The organism is Streptomyces sp. NPDC043896 (genome assembly GCF_056435605.1).
Genome location: NZ_JBWKEE010000029.1, coordinates 16,444 through 39,263, shown reverse-complemented (window position 1 = coordinate 39,263; position 22,820 = coordinate 16,444). Strand labels below are relative to the sequence as shown.

At 72.7% G+C, this 22,820-nt stretch carries 20 protein-coding genes; 8 read left to right on the top strand and 12 right to left on the bottom strand.

Annotated elements, in window-relative coordinates:
• The first annotated feature begins 13 nt into the window (after positions 1 to 13).
• From AC069X_RS32365 to AC069X_RS32345, 5 genes are all read left to right on the top strand, one after another.
• Positions 14 to 1,279: an NAD(P)/FAD-dependent oxidoreductase gene (locus AC069X_RS32365; RefSeq protein ID WP_478734239.1), complete on the top strand. Its 1,266-nt coding sequence runs from the start codon at positions 14 to 16 to the stop codon at positions 1,277 to 1,279.
• Positions 1,280 to 1,341: 62 nt separating this feature from the next.
• Positions 1,342 to 1,647 (top strand): UBP-type zinc finger domain-containing protein, encoded by a 306-nt coding sequence (locus AC069X_RS32360; protein WP_478734237.1) that lies wholly within the window; start codon positions 1,342 to 1,344, stop codon positions 1,645 to 1,647.
• Positions 1,648 to 1,715: 68 nt separating this feature from the next.
• Positions 1,716 to 2,210, top strand: coding sequence for a MarR family winged helix-turn-helix transcriptional regulator (locus AC069X_RS32355; RefSeq protein WP_478734235.1), 495 nt, complete (start codon positions 1,716 to 1,718; stop codon positions 2,208 to 2,210).
• Between the two features lie 176 nt (positions 2,211 to 2,386).
• The gene (locus AC069X_RS32350; RefSeq protein ID WP_478734233.1) at positions 2,387 to 4,501 is read left to right on the top strand and encodes an MMPL family transporter; all 2,115 of its coding nucleotides are present in this window, start codon (positions 2,387 to 2,389) and stop codon (positions 4,499 to 4,501) included.
• A gap of 140 nt (positions 4,502 to 4,641) precedes the next feature.
• A complete protein-coding gene (locus AC069X_RS32345) occupies positions 4,642 to 5,220 on the top strand; it encodes a fasciclin domain-containing protein (RefSeq protein ID WP_478734231.1) in 579 nt (192 codons plus the stop codon).
• Positions 5,221 to 5,332: 112 nt separating this feature from the next.
• Here the strand turns inward: AC069X_RS32345 and AC069X_RS32340 are convergent, their stop codons facing one another.
• Positions 5,333 to 6,157, bottom strand: coding sequence for a dienelactone hydrolase family protein (locus AC069X_RS32340; protein ID WP_478734229.1), 825 nt, complete (start codon positions 6,155 to 6,157; stop codon positions 5,333 to 5,335).
• Between the two features lie 85 nt (positions 6,158 to 6,242).
• Between AC069X_RS32340 and AC069X_RS32335 the strand changes: the two genes are divergently transcribed.
• The 3 genes from AC069X_RS32335 to AC069X_RS32325 all read left to right on the top strand — a co-directional run bounded on the left by AC069X_RS32335 (position 6,243) and on the right by AC069X_RS32325 (position 10,986).
• Entirely contained in the window at positions 6,243 to 7,307 is a 1,065-nt protein-coding gene (locus AC069X_RS32335; protein WP_478734227.1) for a GlxA family transcriptional regulator, read from the top strand.
• 149 nt (positions 7,308 to 7,456) lie between these two features.
• Positions 7,457 to 10,030, top strand: a complete 2,574-nt coding sequence (locus AC069X_RS32330) for a molybdopterin-dependent oxidoreductase (RefSeq protein WP_478734225.1) — start codon at positions 7,457 to 7,459, stop codon at positions 10,028 to 10,030.
• Complete coding sequence (locus tag AC069X_RS32325) at positions 10,027 to 10,986, top strand: FAD binding domain-containing protein (protein WP_478734223.1); 960 nt, start codon at positions 10,027 to 10,029, stop codon at positions 10,984 to 10,986. The genes AC069X_RS32330 and AC069X_RS32325 overlap by 4 nt, the downstream gene beginning before the upstream one ends.
• 152 nt (positions 10,987 to 11,138) lie before the next feature.
• On the opposite strand, the gene AC069X_RS32320 is transcribed toward AC069X_RS32325, so the two are convergent.
• From AC069X_RS32320 to AC069X_RS32270, 11 genes are all read right to left on the bottom strand, one after another.
• Complete coding sequence (locus tag AC069X_RS32320) at positions 11,139 to 11,711, bottom strand: snapalysin family zinc-dependent metalloprotease (protein ID WP_478734221.1); 573 nt, start codon at positions 11,709 to 11,711, stop codon at positions 11,139 to 11,141.
• Positions 11,712 to 12,148: 437 nt separating this feature from the next.
• Positions 12,149 to 12,790: a carbonic anhydrase gene (locus AC069X_RS32315; RefSeq protein WP_478734219.1), complete on the bottom strand. Its 642-nt coding sequence runs from the start codon at positions 12,788 to 12,790 to the stop codon at positions 12,149 to 12,151.
• A 167-nt stretch (positions 12,791 to 12,957) separates the two neighbouring features.
• Positions 12,958 to 13,764 (bottom strand): ABC transporter ATP-binding protein, encoded by an 807-nt coding sequence (locus AC069X_RS32310; RefSeq protein ID WP_478734217.1) that lies wholly within the window; start codon positions 13,762 to 13,764, stop codon positions 12,958 to 12,960.
• The gene (locus AC069X_RS32305; protein WP_478734336.1) at positions 13,764 to 14,792 is read right to left on the bottom strand and encodes a FecCD family ABC transporter permease; all 1,029 of its coding nucleotides are present in this window, start codon (positions 14,790 to 14,792) and stop codon (positions 13,764 to 13,766) included. Before AC069X_RS32305 ends, AC069X_RS32310 begins: the two co-directional genes overlap by 1 nt.
• A gap of 82 nt (positions 14,793 to 14,874) precedes the next feature.
• Positions 14,875 to 15,894, bottom strand: a complete 1,020-nt coding sequence (locus AC069X_RS32300; protein ID WP_478734215.1) for an ABC transporter substrate-binding protein — start codon at positions 15,892 to 15,894, stop codon at positions 14,875 to 14,877.
• Between the two features lie 137 nt (positions 15,895 to 16,031).
• Positions 16,032 to 17,015, bottom strand: a complete 984-nt coding sequence (locus AC069X_RS32295; protein WP_478734213.1) for a PLP-dependent cysteine synthase family protein — start codon at positions 17,013 to 17,015, stop codon at positions 16,032 to 16,034.
• Positions 17,012 to 18,154 carry a histidinol-phosphate transaminase gene (hisC, locus tag AC069X_RS32290; protein ID WP_478734211.1) on the bottom strand — a complete coding sequence of 381 codons (1,143 nt, stop codon included), beginning with the start codon at positions 18,152 to 18,154 and terminating at the stop codon, positions 17,012 to 17,014. Before hisC ends, AC069X_RS32295 begins: the two co-directional genes overlap by 4 nt.
• On the bottom strand, positions 18,151 to 19,575 hold the full coding sequence (locus AC069X_RS32285) for an MATE family efflux transporter (RefSeq protein WP_478734209.1): 1,425 nt from the start codon (positions 19,573 to 19,575) through the stop codon (positions 18,151 to 18,153). The genes hisC and AC069X_RS32285 overlap by 4 nt, the downstream gene beginning before the upstream one ends.
• On the bottom strand, positions 19,572 to 20,552 hold the full coding sequence (locus tag AC069X_RS32280) for an ornithine cyclodeaminase (RefSeq protein WP_478734207.1): 981 nt from the start codon (positions 20,550 to 20,552) through the stop codon (positions 19,572 to 19,574). Before AC069X_RS32280 ends, AC069X_RS32285 begins: the two co-directional genes overlap by 4 nt.
• A 25-nt stretch (positions 20,553 to 20,577) precedes the next feature.
• Positions 20,578 to 21,972, bottom strand: a complete 1,395-nt coding sequence (locus AC069X_RS32275; protein ID WP_478734205.1) for an alanine racemase — start codon at positions 21,970 to 21,972, stop codon at positions 20,578 to 20,580.
• A 190-nt stretch (positions 21,973 to 22,162) separates the two neighbouring features.
• Positions 22,163 to 22,735: a GNAT family N-acetyltransferase gene (locus tag AC069X_RS32270; protein WP_478734203.1), complete on the bottom strand. Its 573-nt coding sequence runs from the start codon at positions 22,733 to 22,735 to the stop codon at positions 22,163 to 22,165.
• Positions 22,736 to 22,820: the final 85 nt, after the last annotated feature.

Sequence of the window (22,820 nt, the reverse complement as noted above, 5' to 3'; positions counted from 1 at the left end):
AGGGAGATGGGTCATGAGGCGGGAGGGACTGCGCCCCGGCAGGACCGGGGTGATCGTGGTCGGAGCGGGCGCGTCAGGGCTCGCCTGCACCGCCGATCTGCTGGCCGCGGGCGTCGATGTCACCTTGCTGGAAGCCCAGGACGCGGTCGGCGGCCGTATGCGCACCGACCGCGTCTCCGGCTTCGTCGCAGACCGCGGGTTCCAGGTGCTGAGCACCTCCTACCCCCAGGTGAAACGGCGGATCGGGCTCAGAGCCCTGCGCCTGAGGCCTTTCACGCCCGGCGTCCTCGTGCGTACCGAGGGTGGTCGGCTGCGCCGGTTCACCGACCCCACGCGGCAGCCCTTCCAGAGCCTGCACCTCCTGCCGGGCGGGCTTGCCTCGGCCCGTGACCTGACCGCGCTCGCCCGTCTGACGGCGCGAGACGTACTCGTGCCGCCCCGCCGGCTGCGAGCGGTCCCGGAGCAGACCACGCTCACGGCACTGGCCGGCGCGGGAATCTCCGGTGATCTGGTCGAGGCCTTTCTGCGGCCCTTCCTGGCCGGGGTGTTCCTGGAGGACGCGCTGGAGACCTCCTCGCGGTTCTTCCACTTCGTCTGGCGCAGCATGCTCCGGAGCACTCTGTGTCTGCCGGCGGACGGTATCGGCGCCGTTCCCGCTCAGCTCGCCGGGCGCCTCCCCGCCGGTGTGCTGGAGTTGGGAACACCGGTGGCCCGCGTCATCGACGGCGGTGTGGTCCTGGCCGACGGCACGCCGCGAGAGGCCCGGGCCGTCGTCGTCGCCACCGGCCAGCGGGCGGCGGCCGGGCTGCTGCCCGGGCTGGCGATCCCCGACGGACGGACCGTCACCACCGTCTATCACGCCGCCGCCGAGTCGCCCCTGCGCGAACCGACCCTGCTCCTGGACGCGCGGCGCCGGTTCCTCAACACCTGCGTGCTCACCGAGGTCCATGCCGGCTACTCCCCCGACGGCCGGGCGCTGATCAGCACATCGGTCCTGGGCACCCTCGACCCTGCCCGGGAGGGATCGCTCCGGGCCGCTCTCGCCGAGGCATACGGCGCCAGAGCCGACACCTGGGAGCCGGTGCACCGATGCACCGTCCCCGACGCGCTTCCCGCCATGCCACCGCCCTTGCCGCTGATCAGGACCAGCCGGTTCGGACCGGGCAGGTACGTGTGCGGGGACCACAGGGCCACCGGCTCGCTCCAGGGCGCGCTGGCTTCCGGTGCCAGAGCCGCCCGCGAGGTCCTGGCCGATCTGCTCGGCGAGGCCCGCCCGTGACCGGGTCCGGGCCCGTGCCGGACGCGGGACGCCAGTGGCGGGTCGCTCCGGATGGCGGGCAGGTGCGTGCGCGCCGGTGCGGCCACATCGACGAGTCCTGGCCCCCAGCCGTGCCCCTGGCGGTGACGGGCTGTGCGGCGTGCCTGGCCGCGGGCCGCCGGGACTGGGTCCACCTGCGCATCTGCCTGCGGTGCGGGCACAACGGCTGCTGTGACAGCTCCCCCGGAGCGCACGCCCACGAGCACGCCGCCGCGACGGGCCATCCCGTCGCGGTCGCCGCGGAGCAGCCGTGGGCGTGGTGTTACGCCGACGAGGTGTACCTGCTCCCCGCTTCCGAATCCTGGCGGGCGGGAGGGAGCCCGTCGTGAACACCCATTGAACGCGGCGGGCGGGGGCAGAGGGGGAAGCCGTGGCATGCCCCCGATACGCTGGCCGGATGGCGGGCGAGGGTGAGCACACGGGGGACGGAGTCCCGGAGGGCGAAGTCGATGTGAGCCTGCAGGCTTTCGCCGTGCAGCTTCGGCGGCTGAACGGGGAGACCAACCGGCTGGTTCACGGTTTCGCACAGGGCCACGACCTGCATCCCACGGACGTCCAGGCCCTCTCGGTGATCTTGGACAGTTCCGAGCCGCTCACCCCCGGGCGCCTTCGTGAACACCTCGGCCTGACCTCGGGCGCGATCACCGCCTGTCTCGACCGGCTGGAGCGCGCCGGCCACATCACCCGCTCCCGGGCCAGCAGTGACCGGCGCGTGGTGCACGTGCGCTACGCCGAAGGGGCCAGGGCGGCCGCCCGTTCCTACTTCAGGCCCCTGGCGGCCGCCACCGAGACGGCCCGTGGGCAGTTCACCACCGCGGAACTCGCCGTCGTGCTCCGCTTCCTGACAGCCGTCAACCAGGAGCTCGGCGAGATCAAGCCGCCCGGGCGCTGAGCGCCCCGGGTGCATCCGAAGCGCACCCGCTGGGCGAAGCATGGACGTCGGCGGTGACCCCTCGCGCAGAGCACCCGGGGACCCCTCGCGCAGAGCACCCGGGTCGGCATGGTCTAAATTTATTTCAATCATTGAGATTCTTCACCAGTGAAAGATGCTGGACCGACGGGAGTGTCATGCCCACGCGCGCATCACGGCTCATCCGATGGCTCGTCCCCATCGCCCTCGCCCTCGTCTGGCTGCTCGTCGGAGGCGGGCTGGGCCCGTACGCGGGCAAGCTGGGCGAGGTGGCCACCAACGACCAGGCCGCCTTCCTGCCCCGCAGTGCCGAGTCCACTCACGTCATCCGGGCCCAGGAGGCGTTTCGGCAACGGGAAAGCCTGCCGGCTGTCATCGTGTGGACCTCCACGACCTCCGGCGGCCGGCTGGTACCCGCGCAGCAGGCCGACGCCACCAGGGCTCTCGCAGGCCTCGCGGACTCCGGTGCCATGGCAGCTGCGCCCTCGCCCGCCGTGCCGTCGGCGGACGGCGAAGCGCTGCAGGCGGTGGTCCAGCTCAAGCCCGACCTCGGCGACCAGCTGCCGCGGACGCTGGAGCGGATCACGGCAGCGGCCGAACAGGTTCCCGGCACCGCCGTCCGGGTGGGCGGGCCGGCAGCGACACAGGCCGACCTTTCCGACGCCTTCGCCGGCATCGACGGACTGCTGCTCGCGGTCGCCCTGGCCGCCGTCCTGATCATTCTCCTCCTGGTCTACCGCAGCCTCCTGCTCCCCTTCGTGATCATCACGGGAGCCGTGTTCTCCCTCGGCCTGGCCTGCGCCATCGTCTACGCACTGGCCGATCGGGGCATCGTCCGGGTCGACGGCCAGGTCCAGGGCATCCTGTCCATCCTCGTGATCGGCGCGGCCACCGACTACGCGCTGCTGCTCACCGCCCGGTATCGCGAGGAACTGCGCGTGCGCGGGGACCGCTTCGCCGCGGTGCGCACGGCCCTGCGCAGGTCCGTCGGTCCCATCACCGCCAGCGCGGCCACCGTCGCGCTGGGCCTGCTCGCCCTCCTGCTGAGCGACCTCACCAACAACCGCGCCCTCGGCCCCGTCGGCGCCATCGGCATCCTGTGCGCCGTGCTGAGCACCCTCACCTTCCTTCCCGCCGTCCTCGTCCTCCTCGGGCGCGCCGCCTACTGGCCCGCCAAGATCCGTCCCACGGGCGAGAAGGCTGCCGGTCAGGGCATCTGGGAGAAGGTGGCGCGCCTGGTGGACCGCGCGGCGCGCAGAACGTGGGCTCTCAGCCTGGCCGCGCTCGTGGCCTGCGCCGCCTTCGCCCCCACGCTGAACGCCAAGGGTGTCCCCCTGGACGAGATCTTCGTCAACGACGCTCCCTCGGTGGCCGCCCAGCAGACCCTCGGCCGGCACTTCCCCGGCGGGTCCGGCAACCCGGCCGTCGTGATCGCCAAGGCCGATCGGCTCGGCCAGGTCCGACGGGCGGCCGAGGGCACCGCGGGCATCGCCACCGTGATCCCGGCAAGCACATCTGGAGCGCCCGGGGCAGCCCCTCTGGTCGCGGACGACAAGGCCCTCCTCCGCGTCACCCTGGAAGCGCCGGCCGACAGCGCCGCCGCGCGGGAGACCGTCGTCCGGCTCCGGCAGGCCGTCCACTCCGTCCCCGGCGCCGACGCGATCGTCGGCGGCTACACCGCCCAGCTGTACGACACCCAGCGCACCGCCGAACGGGACCTCGTCGTCATCATCCCGGTCGTCCTCGCCATCATCCTGGTCATTCTCGTCGGGCTGCTGCGCTCGGTACTGATGCCCCTGATCCTCGTCGCCACGGTCGCCCTGAGCTTCCTGGCCACCCTGGGGATCTCCGCGGTGGTGTTCCAGCAGTTCCTCGGATTCAGCGGAACCGATTCCTCGGTGCCCCTCTACGGTTTCGTCTTCCTCGTGGCCCTCGGTGTCGACTACAACATCTTCCTGATGTCCCGTGTGAGAGAGGAATCGCTGCGGTACGGCACCCGCCAGGGAGTACTGCGGGGCTTGGTCGCCACGGGCGGCGTCATCACCTCCGCGGGAGTCGTCCTCGCCGCGACCTTCGCGGCGCTGGGTGTCATCCCGCTGGCCTTCATGCTCCAGATCGCCTTCATCGTCTCCTTCGGAGTCCTCCTCGACACCCTCGTCGTGCGCTCCCTGCTGGTCCCGGCACTGGTCCACGACATCGGCCCGAACGCGTGGTGGCCGGGCCGGCTGACCCGCGTCCCGGACGGGGCTGCGGGGAGCGGCCGGGCGGAGTGATCCACCGGCACCGGTGTCTCCCGGCACGTTTCGTGTGTTCTGACGGCAACCGGCCCGGCATGTGAAAGAGAAGCAAGGAGGGAAGGGAAAGGCCCGCCAGGGACGAGTCCCGCAGGGCCTGTCTCCATGAGGAGGAAGTCATGACCGTCCATCGCCGCCCCCGCCGCTTCGAACTCGCGGCCGTCGCATGCGCACTGCCCCTCGCACTGGGTGCCGCCGGTCCGGCGTTCGCCGGTGCCCTGCCGGCCGACCCCTTCGGGCCGGCCTGCGCGTCGCTCCCGGCAGAAGGCCCCGGCAGCCTCGCCGCCATGGCCGAGGAGCCCGTCGCCACCGCGGCCTCGCACAACCCGGCCCTGTCGACGCTCGTCGCGGCCGTCAAGAAGGCCGGCCTGGTCGACACCCTGAACAACGCCGAGGACATCACGGTCTTCGCGCCCACCAACGAGGCGTTCGCGAAGATCCCCAAGGCCGACCTGGACAAGATCCTCGCGGACAAGGCCGAGCTCACGAAGCTCCTCACCTACCACGCGGTGGGTGAGAAGATCACTCCGGCCCAACTCGACGGCGGCACCTTCAAGACGCTCGAAGGCAGCGATCTGACCACGGCCGGATCCGGGGAGGACGTCACCGTGAACGGCGAGGCGAAGATCGTCTGCGGCGACGTCCCGACCGCCAACGCCACGGTCAACATCATCGACACCGTTCTCAAGCCGGCGTGACGCACGGCCGCAGGCGCGTTCCGCCTGATCGCCGTGCGGCGTGCGGTGGTGGCATGGAGTTACGGCGAGCCCTCGCCCGGCTTCGGGGCCATCCGGGGACACTTCGCCCCGGTCATGGAAGGGGACGGGCCCCGTGCGGGTGCAGGCGGTCGGTGAGGAAGGTGAGGATCTCGTCGCGTGCTCGGACCGTGGGGTGGCCCGCCTCGTCGACGAGATGGGCGGTGACGACGCTGTGCGGCGTGCCGACCAGGCCGGCGAAGAAGGGCGGCGGCGCCGGGTTGGCGGCGGTGTCCGGGAGGACGCGGCCGTCGAAGGCTTCGCCGAGCAGGGCCCGGTAGGCGGCGAAGCGCTGCCCCGTGCACCAGCGGTCGCCCTCGAAGCGGTAGGCGAGGACGGTGAGTTCGTCGCGGTCGAGGCGGTCGCGCACCGCTCGGGCGTCCGCCGGGTCGAGTTCGATCCCGCCGGGGTCGTCGAGCGGCAGCGACGGGTGGTTGACCACCGGGGCGATGACGGCGGGCTCCAAGGCCATGGTGAGGGCGAAGTTCCCCGTGAAGCACAGGCCGATCGCCCCCACGCCCGGCCCGCCGCACTCCGAGTGGGCCTGGCGTGCCAGGCCGCGCAGCCAGAGCGTCACCGGGCTGGTGCCGCCGCCGGCGAAGGCGCGGAACTCCGCGCTGACGCATGCGCGGCGGACGACCTCCCGGCCGCCCTCGACCGTGGGGAAGGCGCCGTCCCTCCCGAACAGGGAGGGCACGTGGACGGTGAAGCCCGCGTCCCTCACCCACCGCGCCAGCCGCAGCACGTCGGGGCTGATGCCCGGCATCTCGGGCAGCACCACGACCGCCGGACCGGACCCGGCCACGTACACCGCCTTCTCCACCCCCTCCACGGCCACGGTCCGGCGGGTGAAGTCGGCGAGGGGATCGTCTGCGGTCATGGGGCCAGCCTGACGCGGAACCGGCCGCCGGGTGAGGGGCCCGATCGCCGGGATCGGAGGCGATCTCGCCATACCCTGTGGGGAGGTGGGACGGGGCGAGGGGCGGCGGGCGGTACGGGTGAACGCGGAACACGGGCAGCCTGCGGCGGGCGGGGACGGGACGGGGGAACTGCGGGTCGGGGTCCTGGCGTACCCGGGCTGCTTCGCGTCCGAAGTGTTCGGCGTGCCGGACCTGTTGACGATGGCCGGGCACGTCGCCGGGCCGGGCGCGCCCGGCTACCGGGTGTCGGTCGTCTCGCCCCGCCGCCGGGTCACGGCCTCGGGCGGCGCGAGTCTGGACGTACGGCCCCTGCGCGAGGTCGACGTCCTCGTGGTCCCCGGGTTCGAGCTGCCCGCGGGCACCGATCTCGACGCCCTGCTCGGCCGGCTGACGCCGGAGACCGCGGCGATCCGGGCTCAGGCCGCCTCCGGCACCGCGGTCGTCTCCCTGTGCGTCGGCGCGTTCCTGCTCGCCGAGGCGGGCCTCCTGGACCGGCGCCGGGCCACCACCTCCTGGCTGCACGCCGGGGAACTGGCCCGGCGCTGTCCCGGAGCGGACGTGCGGCCCCAGGAGCTGGTCGTCACCGACACGGGCGTGACGACCACGGCCGCCTTCAGCGCGATGTACGACTTCGCGCTGGACCTGGTCCGGCGGCACCAGGGCGCCCGCGTGGCCCGGACCACAGCCCGCGTCGCGCTCCTCGACGACGTGCGGGCCTCCCAGACCCCGTACGTCGATACCCGGCTCCTGCCGCAGCCCGGCCGGGAGTTCTCGCAGCGGGTCATGCGGCGGCTCGACCAGAACCTCGCCGAGCGCTACGACCTCGCCGCCCTCGCGGACGCCTTCCAGGTCAGCACCCGCACGCTGCTGCGCCGCTTCGCCGAGGAGACCGGGCACAGCCCGCTGGCCCATCTCCAGGCCGCCCGGGTCCGCCGGGCCCGCCACCTGCTGGAGTCCACCGACCGCACCGTCGCCGCGGTCGCGGCGGCCGTCGGATACCAGGACCCGGGCACCTTCGCCGCGCTCTTCGCCCGTCACACCGGCCACCGCCCGAGCGCCTACCGGAGCGCGTTCCGCCGGCGTCGCGGCGGTGCGGCGGGCGCCCGGTAGACGGGAGGCGGTACCTCCCGAGCGGTCGTCGTACCGTCCTCCCGGCATCCTCTCCGAACTGCGCCGGGCCCGTAAGCGGGATATCAAGGAGCGTGAAGGTGAGCGTGAGAACCGGCGTTCGCCCCCCGCACAGCCGAGGAGTACGTCTCGTGGAGTTCGAGGTCAATGGCGCCCGGCGCGTGGTGGACGTGGACGACGACCCGGCCGCCGTGGAGGTGCTGCGCGACCGGCTCGGGATGACCGGCACCAAGCTGGTCTGCGGGGGCGGGGTGTGCGGGGCGTGCACGATCCAGGTCGACGGTGACCCCCGGGTGTCCTGCCTGACGCCGGCCGTCCTGCTGTCCGGCCGGCGGGTGACCACGGTGGAGGGCCTGTCCGGCCATCCGGTGGCCCGTGCCTTCGCCGGCGAGGACGCCCTCCAGTGCGGCTACTGCACCCCGGGGTTCGTCGTCGAGGCGGCGGCGTTCTTCGAGCGGTGGCGGGCGGAGCACGGACGCGTCCGCCCGGGGCGGGAGCGGATCTCCGCGGCGCTGTCGGGCCACCTGTGCCGCTGCGGCGCGTACGAGGCGATCATCGGCGCGGTGGCCGCGGCCTGCGCGGGCGACTACGACGCGGAGCCGGCCGCCGGGCCGGAGCCCGCGGTCCCGCGCGTCGAGGCCCCGGAGAAGGCGAACGGATCGGCCCGCTACACCACGGACCACCGCCCCGGGGGACTGCTGGAGGGGGTGATCATCCGTTCCCCGCACGCGCACGCGCACGTGCGGTCCCTGGAGGCCGGTGACGTGCCGGTGGTGCCGATGCTGCCGCCCGACGGCATCGTGCGCTACGTGGGCCAGCCCGTGGCCGCCGTCGCCGGACCGGACCGGGCCGGCGCTCTGGCGGCGGCCGCGCGGGTGCGGGTGGACTACGAGGTGCTGCCCGCGGCCCTGGACGTCCGGCAGGTCCGGGCGGGCGAGGGCCCGCTCGTCTACGAGGACAAGGCGGCGCGCGGCCGGGCCCCAGGATCGGGTGAGACCCCCCAGCTGGTTCCCGCCCGCTGGCGGGGCAACCTGCGGGGCCCGTCGGCCATGAGCAGGCGTCCCGCCACGGCCGTACGCCGCATCCTGGAGGCCCGCACCCGCAGCCCCGAGCGGCTGGTGGAGGCGGTGTTCACGACCGCCGCGCAGACGCACACCCCGCTGGAGCCGCACGCCTGCCTGGCCCGGTGGGTGGACGGGACCCTCCATCTGGAGGTGTCCACGCAGTCGGTGAAGCAGGTGGCGGTGCTCGCCGCCGAGCGGTTCGGCTTGCCCGCCGACCGGGTGGTGGCGAAGGCCGTCCACGTGGGTGGCGGCTTCGGCTGCAAGATGGGGCTGACGTCCGACATCGTCGCCGCGGTCGGGCTGGCCCGGCTGCACGACGCGCCCGTCCGGGTGGTGCTGGACCGGGACGAGGAGATGACCGACGGCGGGTACCGGCCCGGCACCCGGATCCGGCTGGCGATGGCCGCGGACGCCGGCGGCAGGCTGAGCGCGCTGGCGATGGACGCGGACACCGACGGCGGGATCGCGGTCGGGGGCACCGTGGCCGCCCTGGCCCGGTTCGTGTACGGCAAGGCCCCACGCCGGCTGCGCGACTTCGACACGGTCACCCACCGGCCCCCGGGCGCTCCGTTCCGCGGCCCGGGCGGACCCACGATGTGCTGGGCCCTGGAGCAGGCCGTCGACGAGATGGCCCACCGGCTCGGCGAGGACCCGATCGCCCTGCGGCGCCGCTGGGACGGCAATCCCAAGCGGCACGCCCTGTACGACTGGGCCGCCGCCCTGCCCGTCTGGACGTCGGGGCCGCGCGGCGGCACCGGGCGGTTCCGCCGGGGTGTCGGCGTAGCGGCGGCCAACTGGCTCTACTTCCTCGATCCCGCCACCGAGGTCGAACTCACCGTCGAGGACGGGGTCGTCGTCGCCCGCTGCGCGGTGCAGGACATGGGCACGGGATCGCGGACCGTGCTGCACCGGGCCGTCGCCGAGGGTCTCGGCGTTCCGGAGGACCGGGTGCGCGCGGAGGTCGGCCGCAGCGACGCCGTCCACGGCCCGACCTCCGGCGGCAGCCGTACGACGCCTTCCCTCGTGCCCGCCGCCGCGGACGCCGCCCGGCGGCTGCGCGAGGCGCTCGGCGGCGGTGACGTCACCGCCCGCCTGGACACGGCGCACGGCCAGCGGGTGACCGGCCGCCGCCCCCGCGACCGCCGGGGCTTCGTGACCCCCTTCGGGCTCACCACGGGCGGCGTGGCGATCGGCCGTGGCTTCACCGGATCGGTGCAGGTCGCCGAGGTCGAGGTGGACACGCGCCTCGGCCGGATCCGTCCGCTGCGGGTGTGGAGCGGCATCGCCGCGGGCCGCGTCCACGAAGAGCGGCTGGCCCGCAGCCAGTGCGAGGGCGCCGTCGTCCAGGGCATCGGTTACGCCCTGTACGAGGAACGGCGCACCGACCCGGTCACCGGCCGGGTGCTGACGGAGAACCTGGAGGACTACCGCGTGCCCGGTATCGGAGACACCCCCGAGATCACCGTCCACTTCCACCAGGAGGGCTTCGACCACGTCCCCGGCGGCGGTGTCGGTCTCGGCGAGATCGCGACCCTGCCCACCGCGGCGTGCCTGGCCAACGCGGTCCACGACGCGACCGGCCGGCGCCCGTACGACATGCCCATCCGGCCCGACCGGATCCTGGAAGGACCGGTCTCATGAGCAGCGGATCCGCCCTGTCCGACCTTTCGGCCGCCGTCCTGGCGCGTGGCGGGGAGCTGCGCGCCGGCGGCACCGACACCACCGCCCGGCAGCGCACCGGCATCTCCCCCGGGCCGTTCACCGACCTCGGCGGAGCCGGGGAGATGCACGGCATCACGCCGCTGCCCGGGGGCGGGCTGCGGATCGGCGCCCTGACCACCCTCGCCGCGCTGGCCGCCGATCCGCGCGTGCGCGACGGCTGGCCGGCGCTGGCGCCCGCGGCCGGGACCGCGGCCACCCCGCAGATCCGCGCCGCCGGAACGCTGGGGGGCAACCTCCTCCAGCGCAACCGCTGCTGGTACTACCGCAATCCGCACGTCGGCTGCTTCCAGAAGGGCGGGAACGACTGCCCCGCGCGCCGGGGCGACCACCATTTCGGGGTGGTGTGCGGGGACGGCCCGTGCGTCACCCCGCACCCGTCGACCCTGGCGGTGGCCCTGCTCGCCTATGACGCGCAGGCCGAGGTCCACGGCGAATCGCCGCGCGACGTGGCCGCGCTGTACGGGGACGGCGACCGCCTCTTCCGCTCCGACCATCTGCTCGCCCCGGGGCAGATCCTGACGGCGGTCCGTCTGCCCGCCCCGTGGCCGGGCGAGCGCGCCGGCTACCACCGGGCCATCAGCCGGGCCCACGCCGAGTGGCCCCTGGTCGAGGCGTCGGTACGACTGGTGCTCGACGGCGGCACGGTCACGCACACCGCCGTCGCGGCGGGCGGGGTGGCGCGCGTACCGCTGCGGCTGCCCGAGGTGGAGGCCCGTCTGCTCGGCCGGGACGCCCGCCCCGAGGTCCTCGCCGCGGCTGCCGCGACGGTGCTCGACCGGTGCAGGCCCCTGCCGCTGACCGGCTACAAGGCCACGCTGTTCCGGGACACGGTCCTCGAAGCCCTGGAGCGGGCCGCCGCGCCCGCGGGCGGCTGAGGGACCGGCTGTCGCGGCGGTTCCCGGAACTCCCCTGGGACAGTGGGGGTGTCGGTCGCGGCCGGGGCTGGACGGACGGACCGGCACGGCCGCCCTCCGGGAGTGCCGCCCCGGCCGGGCACCCGCACCGGTCCACCCGCCGGCGCCGCTCGTCAGGGGGCGTCGACGAGGACCCGGCCGTCGGTCGGTACGGCTGCCGCGAGTCCGTTCGCGTACGCGTTCTGCACGCGGGACCGCTCGGTCGCGTTGGGAACGGCGTTGGTGCAGGCCGTCCCCGCGCTGGACCCGGACATCAACTGGGAGCACGGCCCCGGCTTGGTGTCCGGGAGGCCCAGGCTGTGGCCCAGCTCGTGCGCGGCGATGCGCGTCTTGTCGTACCCCTGGCTCACGGCCTGCGCGCCGAGTTCTACTCGCACCTGGCGTCCCGGGCGGACCGGGCCGAGGGTGGCCTGCGGCCAGCCGGTGGTGGCCACGATGACGATCTCGGCCCGGACCCCGGGCGCGGCCTCCACCAGCCGTACGTTGCTGACGCTCGCGTTCCAGGAAGCGACCCCCGCGGCGATGGCGGCTTCCCAGCCGCCGGCCCGGCTGTCGTCATAACGGAGCGTCACTACCGCTGCTGCGGCGTCCGGCAGGGGCGCGGGGGCCGCGGTCGCGGCGGTCGCCGTCACGAGGACCAGCGCGGCGGCGGAGGTTGCGGCTTTCAGCCAGGTGCCCAGGGACATGGTCGTCTGCCTTCGTGTGTGGGGGACCCGGCCCCTCGGCGGAGCCGGGGCACTGGAGAGGCGGCCACCGCCCGTCTGTGGCCCAGACGTTCGGACGGCCGCCCCTCCCGAGCCCTAAGAAGGTAGCCCCGCGCTCCACCAACCCGTCATGCACCTGCCAGCCATTTCCGCCGGGCACTCCGGCCGGTGCCCGGTCAGCGGGCGGCACTTCACCGATCCGTTCCGGATCGGGCCCCGCCCTCCCGGGCGGGGCCGCTACCGCGCCCCCTCCGCAGGACCGGGACCGGGACACGGCGCCGCCGGCGCCGGTGGACCTGGAGTTCGCCGCCCGGCCGCTCCTTGAGGCGGCACGCCTGTTCGACGATGCCGCCGGTGTGGTCAGCGCCGGCCGGCTCTCGGGGTCGTGCCCCGGCTACGGGAACGCGGGCCGGGGGGTGTCAGGCCGCGGCGTGGGCCGATACGTCGAGGCCGCGGGCGGTGACCACGTGCGCGGTACCGTCGGCCAGCCGGTAGGACAGGCCCACCACGGCCGTCCGGCCCTCTTCCACGGCCTCGGCCAGGGTGCGGGAGCGCTCCACGAGGAGGTCGACGGTGTGCCGGATGTGCTCGCGGATGAAGTCGGAGTCGTCGGTGTGCCCGGCCGCCTGGGCGGCGAGCACGCTGGGGGTGACGCGCTCGATCACATCGCGTACGTACCCGGGTGCGGTGGCGCCGTCCTGGACGGCGGAGCGGGTGGCCGCGACGGCGCCGCAGGCGTCGTGGCCGAGCACGACGACCAGCGGGGCCCCGAGCACGCTGGCGCCGTACTCGATGCTGCCGAGGACCTCGGGGCCCATGACGTGCCCGGCGGTACGGACCACGAACAGGTCGCCCAGACCGCGGTCGAAGATGATCTCGGCTGCCAGCCGGGAGTCGGCGCAGCCGAAGACCACGGCGAAGGGGTTCTGTGCCGGCGCGACCTCGGTGCGGCGCGCGGCGTCCTGGTTGGGGTGCTCCACCGTACCGGCGACGAACCGCAGGTTGCCGGCAAGCAGCATGTCGAAGGCCTCGGAGGGCGTAAGGGGCTGGGTGTCGGTCATGGTCGCAGGGTACGGCCTCCGCTTCGCCGGCCCGCGCCCGCCCCACCCACCCTCTGCTCCGTGGCGTCGGACCGGCTTCCGGGCGCCGGCGGGCGCGGGCCGTCTCGCCGCCCGGAACGCGGGGGTATCGGCCCCGGGTGTGCCCGGCGTACTCCTCACGGCCGGGTTCACGGCACGGAGAGCACTCCTTCCGCGGATGGGGTGGCTGTGGCAGCGAGGTAGGTGATGCGGAGGGTGCCGGTGGCGGGTTCGCGGTCGACGAGCGTCTCGACGCCGTAGACCGACTCGATGAGGGGCGGGGTCAGCACGGATTCCGGCGTTCCGGCGGCGGCCAGCTCTCCGTGGTCGAGAACGACGACGTGGTCGCAGTAGCGGGCGGCGAGGTTGAGGTCGTGCAGGGCGATCACGCAGGTGACGTCCAGCGATGTCAGCAGGTCGAGGAGTTCGAGCTGGTGGCGGATGTCGAGGTGGTTGGTGGGTTCGTCGAGGAGGATCTCCTGGGGCTCCTGTGCGAGGGCACGGGCGAGTTGGGTGCGCTGTTTCTCCCCTCCGGAGAGGGTGTGCCAGCTCCGGTGCTGCTTGTGGGTGAGGTCGGTCCGTTCCAGCGCCGCGTCGACGACGTGCCGGTCGTGCCGGGTGAGCGCGTCGAACCGGCCGCGGAACGGTGTGCGGCCGAGTTCGACCACCTGGCGGACGTTGACCTGGTGGTGCGCGGACACGTCCTGTTCGACGACGGCGAGCCGTCGGGCCAGCAGCCGGCGGCCGAGCGTGTCCAGGTCCGTGCCGTCGTAGCGGACGGTTCCGGTGTCGGGGCGGCGCAGTCCGGCGAGGAGGCGCAGCAGGGTCGACTTGCCGGAGCCGTTGGGGCCGAGGAGGCCGACGATCTTTCCGTCGGGGGCCGCCATCTCGATGTCGTCGAGCAGCCGGTGGCCCTTCACGGACCAGGAGAGCCGGGTGGTGGTGATGCGGCCCATCAGGACTCCAGACGCTTCAGGACCAGGGCGAAGGCGGGTGCGCCGAGGAGGGCGGTGATGACGCCGGCCGGCAGTTCGTGCGGGGAGAACGCCGTGCGCGCGAACACGTCCACCCAGATGAGGAACACCGCGCCGGCGATCGCGGACAGGGGGAGCAGGGCGCGGTGCACGGGCCCGGTCAGGACGCGGACGGCGTGGGGGACGAGCAGCCCGATGAAGCCGATCGCGCCGGAGGCCGCCACGGCCGCGGCCGTGATGACCGAGGTGAGCACCATCAGCCAGACGCGGGCCGCGGTGACGTTGATCCCCAGGGCGGCGGCGGAGTCCCACCCGAAGGTGAAGGCGTCCAGGGCGGGCGCGAAGAACTGCACGGCCGCCACCCCGATCAGGATGATCACGACGGTGACGGTCACCCCCTCCCACCGGGCACCCCCGAGGGTGCCGAGCAGCCAGTAGGTGAAGCCGCGGGTGGAGTTCGCGTCTCCGCTGACCATGAGGATGACCGAGGTGACCGCGGCGAAGAACTGGGACACGAGTACGCCGGTGAGCACGACGCGGGAAGGGCTGGCGACGCGCCCCCCGCCGAGCAGGAGCAGCAGCAGGCCGAAGGAGACCAGGCCGCCGGTGAAGGCTCCGGTCGAGAGGCTGACGCTGCCGCCGATGCCCAGCAGGAGCACGGCGACCGCACCGGTGGACGCGCCGGAGGAGACTCCCAGGAGGTAGGGGTCGGCCAGGGGGTTCCTGGTGACCGCTTGCAGGACCGTGCCGGAGACCGCCAGGGCCGTGCCGACGGCGGCGGCCAGCAGCACCCGCGGGAAGCGGGACTCCCAGATCAAGGCGTCCAGCAGCCCCGGCAGGGGCGGGGTGGGGGCGAGGCCGCCCAGACCGGTGTGCCGCAGGATCGTCGACACGACGTCCATGGGCCGGATGCCGGCGCTCCCGAAGAGCGTCGCGGCGACGACCGACACCAGGAGCGCGGCCACGGCCAGGAGGAAGAGCGCCATCGTCGAGGGGCGCCGCCGGCGCACCGGAACCTTCTCACCGCCGGTGATCGGGCTTCCGGTGCGCGCGGCGGTCCTGTGAGAACTCGTCGTCATGGTGGTGGCCGGTTCACCCGAGCTTGTTCAGGCCGTCGACCAGCGCGGGTACGGCGGACGCGCTGCCGTAGCCGGGGTCCATGTGACTGCCGGGGATGGTGATGAACCGGTCGTTCCGGACGGCGGCGAGCTTCGCGGTGAGGGGGTCCTTCTTGAGGAGGTCGATCTTCTCCTTGGCGGTGTCGTTGGGTTCGCCCCGGGTCAGGTCGGCCAGGATGATGACGTCGGGATCGCGGGCGGCGACCTCGTCCCAGCTCACCTCCGCCCACTTGGTCTTGGCGTCGGCGAAGACGTTCCGGACGCCGACGAGTTCCGAGATGTGCTGCGGCAGGCCACCGGGGCCCGCCGCCCAGGGAGTGCCTTCGTAGGTGGAGTAGAACCACATGACCTTCAGCGGGGTGTCCCGCTTCCTGACCGAGGCCACCGCCTTGTCCACCACGGCCTGCTGTTCGGCCGCCAGCTTCTCGCCGGCCTCGGGCACGTCCATGATCCTGGCGAGCCTGCGGTACTCGTCGAACATCATCGTGAAGTTCGCACCGGCCACGCTTTCGTGGAACGAGCAGTCGAACTCGGTCAGATAGGTCGGCACGCCCAGGCCGTGCAGCTGCTTGCGGTCACCGGACTGTTCCGCGGTGAACATGCTCGCGAAGGAGCCGTAGACGAAGTCCGGCTGCGCTTCCAGCAGCTTCTCGTACTTGATCTCCTGCCCGCGCGCGGACAGGAGCGGGATCTTCCCGTACCGCTCGGCGATCGCGGCCGGCGTCTTCTCGACCTCGTAGCCCGTTCCGGCGATCCGGTCCCCCACCCCCAGGTGGATGAGGATCTCGGCGGCGGTCTGGTTCAGCGTGACGACCTTCTTCGGCGCGGCCTTGTAGGTCACGTCGGTTCCACAGTTCTCGAGGGTGAACGGGTAGGCGGTCGCGTGCTTCGCCTTCGGCTTCTCCCCGCTCTTCCCGTCGGCATCGGGCGAACCGCCGCCGGCGCACCCCGCGGCGGCGAGCGCCGCCAGAGCCGTGAAGATTGTGGTAATCATTTTCGTTTTCATTAAGTGGACGATATCACTTTCGGAGGAGAGGGCAGAAGGGCCTGGCGGCGAACGCCGCACAGGGGAAGGGCAGTCGGGCGTGACAGCCGGGAGGGGCAGGCTCCGCGCGGGGGCGGCGGCGTGGGCTACCGCAGCATCGCGGCCAGCCGGTGGACGACCTGCTCGTCGTACAGCGCGTTGGCCGCCATCCAGTCGTCGTTGAACACGGTGTCCAGGTACTTGTCGCCGCCGTCGCAGACCAGCACGACGATGGTGGCCCCGGGCCCGGTCTCCCGCGCCCGTTCCAAGGCCTTGTAGACCACTCCGCCCGCCGAACCGCCGATCAGGATGCCGAAGTGCCTGGCCAGGTAGCGGCAGGTCTCGAAGGCTTCCGAGTCGCCCACCTTCACCCCCTGGTCGAACAGCGCGTAGTCGACGACCCCGCCGATCTCCGAGCCTTCGGGCGTACCGGTGCCCGACTGGTGGTACGGCGCGCCCTGCCCGCCGAAGACGACGGACCCCACCGGCTCGACGCCGATGATCTTCAGGTCCGGGATGCGTTCCCGCAGGACACGGCCGGTGCCGCAGAGCGAACCACCGGTGCCGACGGCCCCGTACAGGTAGTCGATGCCGTCGCCCAGGTCGTCGTGGAGTTCGCGGGCGAGGGGCCGGTAGCCGTTGGGGTTCCCCTCGTTGCGGTGCTGCGCGGTCCAGTACGCGCCCTGTTCGGCGGCGAGCCGCTCGGCCACGGTGTCGCGTTCGGCGGTGGCCAGGCCCTCCGCCTCGCCGGCGACGTTGAGGATCTCGGCGCCGTAGGCGCGCATGCCGCGCAGCTTGTCCGCACTGGAATGGTTGTCCACCACGGCGGTGAACTTGTAGCCGCGTTCGGCGGCTATCAGCGCCAGGCCGAGCCCGGTGTTGCCGGAGGTGGACTCGACCAGCCACCCGCCCGGGGAGAGCAGCCCCGCTTCCTCCGCCTCGTCCACCATGTTCCGGGCCATCCGGATCTTGGCCGTTCCGGTGGGGTTGAACTGCTCCAGCTTCAGCAGGACGGTCGCCGAACCGTCCGCGACCGACAGCTTCAGCAGGGGCGTGCGCCCGATGAGCTCGGACATCTTGCTCTTGATCACGGCTTGCCCTTCGCGCAGATCTCCGTCAGGCACCGGACGAAGACGTCATTGTCTTCGGGGGTCGACAGAGAGGCTCGGATGTAGGTCTCGTATCCCGGCTCGCGCCACGCCTTGACGATGATTCCGGCGCGGTGCAGCTCCTGGGCGACCCGGTCGGAGGGGTGACCGGTGTCGATGAAGAGGAAGTTGGTCGAGGACGGGGCGACGCGCAGTCCCGCGCCTCGCAACCGGCCGGCGACCCTGGCGATCTCCAGGCCGGTCCGGCGGACCGTGTCGGCCAGGTGCGCGTGGTCGCCCAGGGCGGCGACGGCGGCGTCCTGCGCCGGCCCGTTGACGTTGTACGGGGTACGGACCCGGTCCAGTGCCCGGACCAGTGCGGCGTCGGAGGCGATGCCGTATCCGACCCGGAGGCCGGCCAGGCCGTAGGCCTTGGAGAAGGTCCGCAGCACGATCCACGGCCGGTCCAGCCCGCGCAGGGCCTCCAGCCCGTCGGGGTACTCCGGGTCGGTGCGGGCGAACTCGCCGTACGCCTCGTCGAGCACCAGCAGGGCCGACTCCGGGGTGCCGGCCACGACGCGCCGCAGTTGGCCGGCGTCGAGCACCGCGCCGGTGGGGTTGCAGGGGTTGGCGAGGAAGACGAGCTTCGGTCCCGCGGCCAGCGCGGCACGCCAGGCAGCCTCGTCGAAGGCGAACTCGGCGGTGACCGGCACCTTGCGCACCTCGGCACCCATGGCACGGGGGAAGATCTCGTGCAGGCTGAACCCGGGTGCCTGGGTGACCACCAGGTCACCGGGCCCGAGTACGGCATGGCACAGCAGCTCCAGGATGTTCTCCGAACCGTTGCCGAGCACGACGCGTTCGGCGGGCACGTCCAGCCTCCTGCCGATGGCCTCGGTCAGCCGCTTGCCCGTGGGGTCGGGATAGCGGGCGACACCACCGGCCAGGGCCAGCCGCAGGGCTTCGGCGACCGCGGGAGAGATGCCGTACGGGCTCTCGCTGTTGGAGAGTTTGATCACGGGACGGCCGCCGCTGAGGGCGGCCACCTCGTCGGGGTCGGCGCCGGGATCGTAGCCGGGCAGGCCCGCGACTTCCCCACGGATCAGGGATGCCGAGGCGACCGGTGCGAGGACGGGGTTCATGACGGCTCCTTTTCGGGGACGGGTGTGCCTGCCGCCGGCCGTTGGAGCCGGCCGACGCCGCGCAGGAAGGCGATCAGCAGGAGGGCTGCGGTGGCCGCGAGGCCGATGGTCTGGCCGGTCCAGACGCCCACGACGCCCTGGCCGGCGGTCACCCCGAGCAGATAGCCCGCGGGCAGCCCGATCAGCCAGTACCCGACGAGGGAGATCCGGAACGGTCCGGCGGTGTCGCCGATGCCGCGCAGGATGCCGTTGCCGATGTTCTGCGTGGCGTCGAATACCTGCATGAGGGCGGCGATCAGCAGTCCGGTCACGGTCAGCGCGATGACGTCCGCGTTGCCGGCGTGCTCGGCCGAGACGAAGAGCGACACGATCGGCTCCGGGATCGCCAGGTACACGACGGCGATCACCAGGGTCGTGAGCACGCCCCAGGCCGTGCCCAGGAGTCCCGTTCTGCGCACCGTGCGGTAGTCACCGGCGCCGCGGGCCTCGCTGATGTGGATCGACGCCGCGTGCGACAGGCCGGCGGAGATCATGAAGACGATGTAGACGATCTGGTTCAGCACCGTCTGGGCCGCCAGGGCGTTGACGCCCAGGGAACCGATGACCAGCGTGAGCACGCTGAAGAATCCGGCTTCCGAGGCGTAGGTTCCCGAGATCGGCAGGCCGAGGCGCCAGACGGACCGCACGGCCTCCCCCGACCAGCGACGCGCGTGGGGCGAGGTGAGGTACGGGCGCAGGACGCCGTCGCGCAGGATCACCGCGACGAACGCCAGGAAGGACAGCAGGAACACCGTGACGGTGGCGATCGCGACGCCGGCGAAACCGAACGCCGGAAGGCCGAACTTCCCGTACATCAGGATGTGGTTCAGGCCTATCGTCACGCCGATCGAGGCCAGTGTGATGGCCAGCAGCGGGCCGGGCCGCCTGAGGCCGGTGGTGAAGTGCCGCAGGTTCTGGAACCACAGGCAGGGCAGCATGCCCGGCGCCAGGATCATCAGGAACTCGCCGGCCTTGTCCACCACCGCCGGGTCCTGGCCCAGCAGGACGAGCAGCGGGCCGATCAGCAGGAGTGCCGCGCAGAACACCACACCGCACACGGTCGCCCAGAAGAACCCCGCGAACAGCAGGGCTCCGATCCGTTCCCGGTCGTCGCGGACCCGGGCCTCGGCCACGAGGTTGCCGACGCCCGTGACCAGGCCGGTCCCGGTGGTGCGCAACTGGTTGAACAGCGCGATGGCCAGACCGGCGGCGGCGATCTCCAGGGCTCCGAGCCTGCCGAGCATCACGATGTCCACCGTCGTCAGCGCGACGTAGGCGAAGTTGGTCAGGACCAGGGGAAGCGCGAGCCCCAGCAGCGCCCGCGAGTTCCCGGCCCACCAGGCGGCGTCGTTCCTCGCCGTGCCGGTCGTTTCGGTGCTCACCAGAAGTTGACCTTTTCCCCGCGCCCGCCCGCCAGCGCGAGATCGGCTATGTACCGGCCCAGCGCGGCGTCGGTGACGGCCATGCCGCTGTTGTAGGCGAAGACCACGTCGTCCGGATCTCGTCGGGCGGGTGCCCGGCCGAGCAGGATGTCCGGCAACTGGGCGTCCACCCGCGGCAGGCTGCCGTCCGTGGCCCGCAGGTCGTCGCAGGTGGCATGCATCTGGGCGGTGTCGGTGGCGATCCGGTAGTCCGCGCCGTGGCACACGTCGGCGTGCACGCCGTACCCGAGCAGCACGGCGACCGAACCCGGCTTCATCCACTCGCGCCGGACCTCCCGCGTGACGGACAGGCCGGCGGCGCCGATCACGATGTCCGCCCCGCCGGCGGCCTCCCGGAGGTCTTCCACGACCTCCACCTCGCGGCCCGCGACGCTGTCCTGGACGGCGCGCAGACCGTCGGGGTAGGTGCCGAACACCTGAAGACGCTCAAGCCGCGGCATGGCCGCGACGAGCATCGGCAGCGCCATCCGGCCCTGGACGCCGGTGCCGACGACCAGGGCGCTCCGGGCGTCGGGGCAGGCCGCGCGGGCGAACAGCGCGGTGGTGGCCGAGGAGCGCAGGGGGCCGAGCTTCACCACGTCCATCAGCGCGATGGGAGCCCCGGTCGTGTCGTCGACGAGGAAGACGAACGAGTGGAAGCGGTAGCCGTCCCGGCTGCGGCGCGGGTCGAACTCGTAGACCGCCTTGAAGCAGACGGTGCCGCTGCCGGCGTCCCTGGCCACCATGGAGTAGCTCAGGGAGCGGTGACCGGGACCGTCGATGATGGTCTTGACGGGATTGTCCGAGCCGCCTTCGCGCAGCGCGCGGTAGGCCTGTTCGACGACCGCGATCACCTGCCGGTGGTCGATGTCCAGCCCCTCTTGGTGCGACTGCGGCAACAGCCACAGCTGTCCCGGCGGGGCGTATGTCTCTGTCATACGGGTTCCTTCGTTCGAGGGCGTGTCAGATTCCGTCCAGGCGCCAGCTCGGCGGGCCCCCGCCGTCGCGGAGCCGGAGCACGGCCTTCAAGGGCAGTGCGGCGTCGTGGAACGGTGATTCGTTGGAGTCCATCTGGTACCCGGCGGTGTTGAGGTAGACCAGGTGGTCACCGGGCTGCACGGGCCGCGGGAAGCCGATCTTCCGCCAGGTGATCAAGTCGCTTTCCAGGCAGGTCGATCCCGCGACACAGGCCGGGAACGTCTCGTCGGCGATGGGCCGGGCGGACACCAGCAGCGGGTCGGGCAGGTAGTCACTGTTGAACCACTGTTCGGAGAGGCTGAAACTGCTGCCTGCGACGGTGACGATCGCGTACCCGTCGCTCTCCCGCCGGTCGTCGACCTGCTGTACCCGGTACATGGTGAACCCGGCCTGGTCCAGCAGGGCCCTGCCGGGCTCGACGACGAACCGGATGCCGTGGCGCCGCGCCCTGGCCGACAGGCTCCGCTCCCCCGCGACCGGGTGCGCCATGATCGCGCGCACTGCCTGGGCGGCGGTCTGTCCCCCGTAGGGATAGAAGTCCTGGAACCTCTTGGCCGCGTGGTAGTGGGCCGGCTCGTTCTGCTGGAGGAACTCCTTCCAGAGTTGCGGCTCGACGTAGCGCGTCGGCAGCCCGCCGCCGATGTTCACGAGTTCGGCGGAGAGCGAGCCGCGCCGTCTCGCGTCCAGACAGTGCTCGATCATCTCGTTCGCCGCCTGCGCGCGTTCCGCGCAGGAGTAGCCGTTCAGGTGGAACGAGAACCCGCGCAGGGTGATGTGGTCGGCGAGTTCCCCGCACAGACCGACGGCGGCCTCTCGTTCGGCGGCGGACAGCCCGAACCGGCTCTCCGGCTGACTCGCCGTCCGCGACCTGAGCAGCACACCGGCCTGCCGTCGTGCGCGTCGCGCGGCGGCGGCGAGCCGGCGGAGTTCACTGACCGAGTCGACGGCGACCAGGCAGCCGTGCTGCACGGCGAGGGAGTGCAGCGTGTCGTCCTTCTCCGGGCCGGAGATCCCGATCCGGTGTCCGGGTACTCCACCGGCCAGGGCCTTGACCAGTTCGGGGGTGCTGGCGACGTCGATTCCGGCACCGAGGGCGGCGGCCGACGTGACGTAACAGGCCGCCTTGTTCGCCTTCTTGGCGAACAGGATGTCGGCGGTGGCTCCCGCCTCGGCGAACGCGCGCCTCAGGGAGAGGACGTTCTGCTCGAAGACCTCGGGCAGCACGACGTGCAGTGGGGAGCCCAGGCCGTCCAGGAGTTGGGCCAGCAGGGCGCGGTGGTCCGCCAGGAGCGTGGAGACCGTGGGATGTCGGAGGGCGGGGAGCGCGAAGGGCCGGAGTCCGGTCACCGAGCGCTCCAGCACCTGTTGCGAGATGAGCACCCCGTACTTCTATACGAAGATGACACTCATTTTCAACAACGGCTCATGGGGAGCCCCTCGGCTGTCGGGTGCAAAAAGGGAGCAATCGGCACGGACCGGGTATCCCGTCCGGGATCTTCTCCGGCTGCGGCGCGAGCGGGCCGCCCTGGGCGCACCCGTACGAGCCGGAACCGCCGGGCACGCCGACCGGTCAGCGCAGGTCAAGGCGCATGAGCACCCGGGGATGCCCGGCCAGCACCGATGTGGTGTCGGCGGCGTGGGTGAATCCGGCGCGTTCGAAGTTCTTCCGGATCCCGGCGTACGCCATCGTCGTGTCCACGCGGGCGCCCTCGTTGTCGAGGGGGTACGCCTCGATCGCCGGCGCGCCGTGGGAGCGGGCGAACTCGGCCGCGCCGGCGATCAGGGCGTGCGAGATCCCCTGCTTGCGGTGACCGGGCCTTACGCGGATGCACCACAGCGACCACACCGGCAGGTCGTCGACGTGCGGGATGGTGCGGCTGCGGGCGAAGGAGGTGTCCGATCGGGGCGCCACGGCGGCCCAGCCGACCGGCTCGTCGCCGTCGTAGGCGATCACGCCCGGCGGGATCTGCCCGCGGCACAGCTCGCCGACGTACTCGCCACGGGCCGGCCCGCGGAGCTCGTTGTTGAGCTTGGACGGGATCCGGTAGCTCAGGCACCAGCAGACGTTGGCACCGGCGGACTTCGGGCCGACCAGGGTCCGCACGTCTTCGAACACCGATGCCGGACGCACTTCGATGGTCATGGCACCACCATGTCACGAGGTACGTGACGACGTGGGTCAGCCCGGGTGATCACTGATGCCGGCCGCCCCCGGGGCGGGGAGGGCG